The organism is Pseudoalteromonas sp. McH1-42, assembly GCF_022347845.1.
In the GTDB taxonomy this organism is placed as follows: domain Bacteria; phylum Pseudomonadota; class Gammaproteobacteria; order Enterobacterales; family Alteromonadaceae; genus Pseudoalteromonas; species Pseudoalteromonas rubra_D.
In genome coordinates, this window is the sequence record NZ_JAKRFU010000053.1 from 1 (window position 1) to 4,699 (window position 4,699).

7 protein-coding genes are annotated in these 4,699 nt (G+C 38.6%); all 7 read right to left on the reverse strand.

What is annotated here, in order from left to right:
- Positions 1 to 159 precede the first annotated feature (159 nt).
- The 7 genes from MHN31_RS23855 to MHN31_RS23885 all read right to left on the reverse strand — a co-directional run bounded on the left by MHN31_RS23855 (position 160) and on the right by MHN31_RS23885 (position 4,379).
- Positions 160 to 486: a hypothetical protein gene (locus tag MHN31_RS23855; protein WP_239445518.1), complete on the reverse strand. Its 327-nt coding sequence runs from the start codon at positions 484 to 486 to the stop codon at positions 160 to 162.
- A 62-nt stretch (positions 487 to 548) separates the two neighbouring features.
- Entirely contained in the window at positions 549 to 1,172 is a 624-nt protein-coding gene (locus tag MHN31_RS23860; RefSeq protein ID WP_239445519.1) for a hypothetical protein, read from the reverse strand.
- A 215-nt stretch (positions 1,173 to 1,387) separates the two neighbouring features.
- Complete coding sequence (locus MHN31_RS23865; RefSeq protein ID WP_239445520.1) at positions 1,388 to 1,720, reverse strand: hypothetical protein; 333 nt, start codon at positions 1,718 to 1,720, stop codon at positions 1,388 to 1,390.
- A gap of 168 nt (positions 1,721 to 1,888) precedes the next feature.
- Positions 1,889 to 2,539 (reverse strand): hypothetical protein, encoded by a 651-nt coding sequence (locus MHN31_RS23870; RefSeq protein ID WP_239445521.1) that lies wholly within the window; start codon positions 2,537 to 2,539, stop codon positions 1,889 to 1,891.
- A 184-nt stretch (positions 2,540 to 2,723) separates the two neighbouring features.
- Positions 2,724 to 3,104 (reverse strand): hypothetical protein, encoded by a 381-nt coding sequence (locus MHN31_RS23875; RefSeq protein ID WP_239445522.1) that lies wholly within the window; start codon positions 3,102 to 3,104, stop codon positions 2,724 to 2,726.
- Between the two features lie 103 nt (positions 3,105 to 3,207).
- Positions 3,208 to 3,720, reverse strand: a complete 513-nt coding sequence (locus MHN31_RS23880; protein WP_239445523.1) for a hypothetical protein — start codon at positions 3,718 to 3,720, stop codon at positions 3,208 to 3,210.
- Between the two features lie 197 nt (positions 3,721 to 3,917).
- Positions 3,918 to 4,379, reverse strand: coding sequence for a hypothetical protein (locus tag MHN31_RS23885; protein WP_239445524.1), 462 nt, complete (start codon positions 4,377 to 4,379; stop codon positions 3,918 to 3,920).
- Positions 4,380 to 4,699: the final 320 nt, after the last annotated feature.

A 4,699-nucleotide genomic window follows, 5' to 3' on the forward strand; every position in this document is an offset into this window, starting at 1 on the left:
TCATTTTACTCCCTCCTGTATATCACACTCCCTGCGGACCACGAGGTCGATGGATACGACCACATTGGTCAAACCGATGCGACCAAAAAATCGGTGACATATGACCAGAAATAGAAAGCCCCGGCGGGTGCCTGGGGCTTTGGGCTCTTACAAAGTGAGCTAAAATTCGACTCTAATACCTAGCTTCTTCTCACAGCCCTCAATGATAGGTTGTAAGGTTTTTATAAAGCCAAGAAGCTCTGTTGATGGCCGTGGAGGCCCAGATTGTAAGATCAGTTCCATGTTACCCAAAGCTTGATCTACCTTTTCAGAAAATGCCTGTAATTCCTTATTAAATGAACTTAACTCCTGAGGAGAAAGTTTATCAACAGCACCATTAGTAACACATTCAATGAATTTTAAATATTTACTTTCGCTTTCTTCATCGTATATATCTGCATAAATAACCACAGGCAGGTTTTCTGCAATACTTTCAACAGCAACCATACTATCACTCCTTACATAATTGGAAAAAGACACTAAAAGAAATACAATTATGTGCCGTATCTTCATTTTCGGTTTTCCTTTTTACGCGCTTTTTCGTATGCCCCATCAAAGGCATTTAACAATTCTAAGTCTATTGGTTTTAGAGTTTTCGCAGGGAAGTTCTTTTTCTCTCCTGCTAGCTTATCTAATATTTCGTCACTGCTAAAACCCATTTCTTTATGCAAATACAAATAGACCCAAAGTAATTCAGAGGGCGGAAAAAAGCTTGCTTCATCCCCTTCATAGATCAAACTGTATATCCCACTTGAGTTTGTTATACCTAAAAGGCTACTTATTAATGTTTCAAATGATAAGTAAGTAGCTGCGGCGTAAAGCTCCATCTCTCCAGATGGAGCCTCGTCCCACCCGACTCCTGCAACACTCAAACAGCCCTCAGGATTGTCAATGAAATCTCGGGTATGGTATGCAACGGCAACTTTTTCATATTCACCAAAGAGTTCATTCATTGTTTTACCAAACCGAGGTGACCAGAGATTAAACCCGACTTCATATAATTCACCCCACGTACCATCTACCAGCACAATCTCTAAGCTATAGCCTGGAATAATTACTTTCTTTATCTTGGTCTTCTTTTTATCAACAAAACTAAATCCAGCTTCTAAAGCCTGTTCTAAAAAACTAGCCACCAGTCAACTCCAATATTGCATTAGTAAACACCTTTCCTTAATCAATGGTGGGACTGGCCGCAAATGCACCCACCGTAAATTCACAAGGCAACTGTGTAGTGGTCAACTAACGTCGATTTAGGCGCGTCCATCTCATCCCCCATCCAACAGCCCAGACTGAATGTCTAAGGTTTTGGGTGGGTGTCCATGTAACCTACTTCAACTTTTCACTTGAGTTATCTTACTTTTCCAATAAACTCCAAATCCTTTTCTTCCAAGCCTAATTTTATTTCTCCAGTTTTAGTATTTATGAAGAAATAACCCAATTCATCTTCATTTCTATCATTATGATCTGGATAGTCAGAAAAAGTCCTTTTTCCAATAATAAAGTCACCCTTTATTTCTGTATAAACGACATCAGACCTTATCACTATGCTAGCCCCTTTTGTAATATAAGTATTACTCGAGTTAGTAGATGATAGATAATAATCATTCAGTAATTCTTGGGGAGCAGGATCTCCACACCCCAATAAGGTAAAAAAGACAAGTGAGCAAAGCGTTTTCTTCATTTATTTTTAACCTCTCGACTAAGGCAATGCCGTATTTTATGTCACACTCCAGCCGGACCAACAAGTCGATAGAGTTTTCAGGGACACCTACCCCTATTTTCTAGATTGAAGTACACCACTTTAGGGTAGATGGTCATGTAACTTTAATTTCTTATCTTTGTAACTCTTTTACTGCCAGTCAAAAAGTCTATTTTTTACAGCGACCTCTAAGGTTTTTTTCTTATATATCTCAATTAGCTCATCGGCCTTAGGCCAGTTCTCATTGGTCAATGCATTATAAAATTCACATATTTTTTCATGTGCAACATGCCTCTCATTTGAACTGCTGTATGCTGCTGAGATATATTTTTTAGCCTTTTCTCTTTCGCCAATTGCATAACATAGAGTGGAAAAATTCGCTGCGTTAATTGGACTAGATAAATTTGACTCAAACTTATTCTCTAGCAAAAAGGCAAGCTCTCTTAAAGTAGATGTTTTATCCACGACTTCTCTATTTAAAAAAATAGTTTCCACAATTACATCTCTAATTTCTTCTTCGCTATATTTATCTTTGTTAATCAGAGATAGATCCCCTCTTTCAGGTCGTCCAGAATAAGGAATAAAGCCAAAGAACCCCATCAATTTATCACTATGCAACTGTATCATAGGGAAAAACCAGTACAATACGCTTACGCCTCGTGGGCTTTTATAAAGTTGAAACCCTTTCAACAAGTCCTCATTGGATTTTTCAAAGCCTAGAATAGGGCCTTTTTTTTCGTTCGCTATATATGCAACACCATTAACGCTTTTCTTTATGTAATTTAAAAAAGATTTCTTCACGTTTACTCCTCAGAGAGAGCTTTCAGGGACACCCAACCAAAAATCTGCACTGAATGTCGACGATATTGGGTGGATGTCCATTAAACCTTTGCCCGTAAATTCACAAGGCGACTGTGTAGTGGTCAACTAACGCCGATTTAGGCGCGTCCACCTCACCCCCCATCCAAAAGCCCAGACTGAATGTCTAAGGTTTTGGGTCGGTGTCCATGTAACTTGCACTCTTTAAAGAACTGTAAAATGAATTGAAACTCATCAATCCAAAATCCTTTTGCTCCTCTAAAAAGGACTTCTTTTTCGCATAAAGTGATTCAAGGTTTTCTCGATTCAAAATATACGCTAACCCTAAAGCCTTTTTAGCTCTAGTTGCATGAAATGGTGAATGAATCCATACACTTGGTTCATCCTGTGACAACAGTTTTAACGCGTTTTCCTTGACCCCATAGTCTTTAAAGTATTTTTCACCTTTTTCATCATAAACTTCTATGATTGACTCAACTATTTCATTTAGTTTGATTTTCAGGAGACACCCACCCGTAAATTCACAAGGCGACTGTGTAGTGGTCAACTAACGCCGATTTAGGCGTGTCCACCTCATCCCCCACCCAAAATCCCAGACTGAATGTCTAAGATTTTTGGTCGGTGTCCATGTAGCTTTTGCACTAACCTTACTAAATACCATCAACAGTTTCATATTCTCCAGCTTCTCTCAAGGTAAACTTAAGATCTTCTTTGCCAACTATTTCTGAGTCAATTAAGACATCAAAAGAAATAAAATTACCGCCACTAAAATCAAAGCATATTGGCACTACAATTTCAAAAGCTGTCTCACTGCGAACAATGTAACTAAGGTTGCATTGAGGAATATCATCTTTTTTATTTCTTCTAAACCTTTTTGGAACAATTTTAGGCGCTATTTGCTCTAGTCTCCCTTTAGAATACACAATGATGTTTGGCATTAATCCGCTACTGTCAATCGTAAAGACAATACTGTAGCTTTCCCTTTCAAGCTTATAAGACAGAACGATTTCTTTCTCAAGCTTCACCTTTGGGTTATTGATAATCCCGCTCGCTACCTCAACAACTTTTTCATTCCCTTCCAAAGAAATATAACGGAAAGTATCTGTATACCGCTGGCATGAGACGGTCAAAGTTAAAAATATAACTACTATGATATATTTCAATCTATCTATTCCTTCTTTCCAAAACATTTACTATGCAAAGGCTTGCCAGACTGGATGCCTACGATTTTGGGTGGGTGTCCATGCAACTTTCCTAAAAAACAGGCACCTTCATTAGCCTTTCTAATAATCATCCGTTTTATTAATATTTGTGGGCAAAGAAAAAGCCCCGAAGGGCTTTGGTATGAAGCATCTAAATATTAGGTATTGTCGGTCTCTGGAGTCCAACCAGACTCAATTCTTTCAATTAATAAGGTATCGTTCCAAACTCCACGAATTGGCAATTTCCTTTGTTCGCTTGAAAGTTTTCCAACCTTCTCCTCATTCTGCCCATCCCATAACCACCAAACCGCAACTTTACCCGTGGAAGGGTCAACTACGCCTGCTCGAAAAACAGGGAACTCAGCATATCTACTATCAACCTTACAGTTACCAACTATTTCAACAATTTTTTGTTTAACAGCTAACTGCAATGGGAAGAATGCTGAGAATTGCACACTCTCATTGATGGCATTAGACAAATCTTCCGGTCTGTGCTCATAAGCTCTATTAAATACTCTTAATAGAGCGCCATACTGCTTATGCTTGTGCGTATATTGAGCGTAAACATTACCCTTAGAAGTTTTAACTTCTACAATATCACCTATTTTTAATCTCGCCACTATAACCTCCTAGAAGCCCGGATAACCAGTTTCTTTCAACAATTCAGCACCACGCCTCAATGAGTTATGGTTTTCAGGTGGTTTTCAGGAGACACCCACCCGTAAATTCACAGACCAATTGTGGGCAGTTTCAAAGTCGAAATGCAAGACTATCAAATTCAGCGCTTCCTATAAGCTCTGAGCAGTGAAAGTCATATGTTTAAACACGAAATCTTGAAGAATAATCAGATTCGGACAATACGAATGCGCATCCAGGCCTGAACTTAGATAAGTTGAAATGGTGAAAAAGAAAAAGTGTTAACCCAGTAATCGCTCGCACT

Coding starts and splice junctions, on each gene's coding strand:
- MHN31_RS23855 (WP_239445518.1), bottom strand. CDS start 486: ATGGTTGCTGTTGAAAGTATTGCAGAAAACCTGCCTGTGGTTATTTAT.
- MHN31_RS23865 (WP_239445520.1), bottom strand. CDS start 1,720: ATGAAGAAAACGCTTTGCTCACTTGTCTTTTTTACCTTATTGGGGTGT.